2 protein-coding genes and 1 riboswitch are annotated in these 2,655 nt (G+C 39.5%); of the genes, one reads left to right on the forward strand and one right to left on the reverse strand.

Translation table 11 applies throughout. The features are described 5' to 3' along the window. Positions 1–41: 41 nt before the first annotated feature. Positions 42–1,322 (reverse strand): diaminopimelate decarboxylase, encoded by a 1,281-nt coding sequence (gene lysA / locus U0M88_RS09700; protein ID WP_195222777.1) that lies wholly within the window; start codon positions 1,320–1,322, stop codon positions 42–44. 57 nt (positions 1,323–1,379) lie between these two features. After that, a riboswitch (Lysine riboswitch) is annotated at positions 1,380–1,544 on the reverse strand. Between the two features lie 72 nt (positions 1,545–1,616). On the opposite strand from lysA, the gene U0M88_RS09705 reads away from it, so the two are divergent. Beyond that, positions 1,617–2,655: M20 metallopeptidase family protein (locus tag U0M88_RS09705; protein ID WP_331869685.1), on the forward strand; the 1,039-nt coding region annotated here is incomplete at its 3' end.

Below are 2,655 nucleotides of genomic sequence, written 5' to 3' on the forward strand. Positions count from 1 at the left end.
CCTGTACGATGATAAAATCATTTCCACATCCATGATATTTTCTAAACGGGATCTTCATCACACACATCCCCTCTCACAAGCTCTTGCAGCGTTTCTCGTTTTACAACCAGGCGACTGTTCCCTTCTTTGACAAAAACAACGGCCGGACGTAAATTTCGATTGTAGTTATTAAACATACTGAAACCATAAGCACCGGTCGAATAGACCATCAAAAGATCACCGCTGTCACAAGGTGGCAAGGCAATGGAATCGATCAAGATATCTCCTGATTCACAACACTTTCCGGCTACACAAACTATTTCGGTTCTCTTTTGATCCATATGATTGACAATATCGGCCTCATACTTTGCCTGATATAAGCTGGGACGAATATTATCAGACATACCGCCATCTACAAATACATATTTTTTATGTGGTGTCTTTTTGATAAAACCGACTGTATATAAAGTCGATCCCGCTTCGGCAACGATACTTCGTCCCGGTTCGATTAAGATTTTCTGAATGTTTGTATGATACAATTCCTGCATCTTCTGACAGGTTTCCAAAATCACAGAACTGAAAACGGAAATCGGAATCGGTTGATCTTCATCGGTATAATGTACGGCAAAGCCACCACCTAAATTCAAAGTATTACATAAAATACCCTTTTTCTGCATTGTATCGATTAAAGAAAACATCGTTTCGATTTCTTTGACAAAAGCTTCTTTTTCAAAGATTTGCGATCCAATATGTGCATGAAATCCATCAAAGACAATATGATTCGATTGTTTCAGTGTTTGGATCAGATCTACAATTTGCGATATCGATTCTAAATGAATGCCAAATTTGGAATCTATATTGGCCGTTTGAATATAAGCATGCGTATGGGCTTCAATACAAGGATTGATTCGTAATAAAACATGCAGAACATAATCTCTTGTTTTCATCTCTTCCACCAATAAATACGCTTCCTGTAAATTGTCGACAATAAACGTTTGAACATGATTATCCAGCGCATATTGAATCTCTTCCAAAGTCTTATTGTTGCCATGAAAATAGATGCGATCAGGTGATATACCGGCTTTTAATGCGGTAAACAGCTCTCCCATTGACACAACATCAACACTGAGTCCCTGATTTTTAACTAGACGAAGCATTTCTATACAGCTAAATGCCTTGGACGCATAAAGCACTTCGGTATCAAAGGCATCGCAGCTAAAATATTGACTATATTGCCTGCATTGATGAAGCAGTTTTTCTTCATCATATACATAGAGCGGTGTTCCATATCTTTCTTTTAATTCGGTAACCGGAACTCCGCCAATCTTTAAAACGGCATCCATACTCAAGCCCTCCTATGAAAAAAGACAGGATAGACTATCCTGTCGGTACGATCAAAATCGTGCGATAGCCCTCCTACATCCGTAGACAGTCCGATAAATATTCTTTATCGGCCCACCGTTTGTTCATGCCTGAAAAAACAGTTCGGCAAAGTTGCCCCCAAAATGGATCAAATGCCTGCCGGCTTTCCATTTTTTCATCGTCTTTGCGCCTCTATCATGAAAGAATTATACATAATATGAAAGAAAATGTAAATAGCTTTTGAAAATTTTCAAATTTTTCGATAAAATAACTCTATGTTAGAAAAAGTGAGAAAATATAGAAGGGATCTTCATCAGATTCCTGAGTTAGAACTTGTACTACCCAAGACCAAGCAATATATCCTGCAAGCTTTAGATGGGCTGGATTGCCAGATCGAATCACCGATTGAAAGTGCTGTTGTAGCCTATTTTGACAACCAAAAGCCAATTACGATTGCATTTCGCAGTGATATGGATGCTCTTCCTGTTAAAGAGATGACAGAGGTTCCTTTTAAAAGCGGACATGAAGGATGTATGCATGCTTGTGGACATGATGGCCATATGGCCTTGTTGCTGGGATTTGCCCAGGAACTCAATACCTTTTATAAAGAGCTTTCCTGTAATGTACTGTTGATCTTTCAACCCGGAGAAGAATCACCCGGCGGTGCCAAGCTTTTGTGTCAACAAGGTATCTTAGAAAAATATAAAGTCAAAGAAATCTATGGCACACACCTTTGGCCCTTTCTTCCTGCCGGTCAGATTGCCACGATCCCGGGGCCTATGATGGCAAGAAGCAGTGAGGTAAACATCGATATTTTCGGAAAGACCAGTCATGCGGCCAAATATAAAGAAGGAATCGACGCTCTGGAAATCGGTGCCCGTTATCTTCTAGACCTCTATCAAATGGAATCCCAGATTGATCCAAAGTATGCCCGATTACTTCGCTTTGGAAGAATAGAAAGCGGAACAGTACGAAATGTAGTCAGTGATCATTGTCATTTAGAAGGTACGATGCGCTCCTTAGATGAGGATATCTACCAATATCTAAAGGAACAGCTATATAGTTGTGCAAAAGCGTATCAAGAAGCTAGATTCGAGTTTTCCATCAGTGAGGGCTATCCTGTCGTATTCAACGATAAAAAGCTTGTACGAAAGGTACATACGATCCTGGATTCTCTATTGATTTTAGATACCCATGAAATGATTTCCGAGGACTTCAGCTGGTATCAACAATATGTACCGGGCGTCTTCTTCTTTTTAGGCACAGGAACAAATATTCCCCTTCACAATTCACATTTTGATTTTGATGAAGAAA

The organism is Faecalicoccus sp. (assembly GCF_036552745.1).
Classification (GTDB): Bacteria; Bacillota_I; Bacilli_A; order Erysipelotrichales; family Erysipelotrichaceae; genus Faecalicoccus.

What these genes read in the sequence shown, in the direction of transcription:
- lysA (WP_195222777.1), bottom strand. Translation starts at nt 1,322, where the DNA reads ATGGATGCCGTTTTAAAGATTGGCGGAGTTCCGGTTACCGAATTAAAA.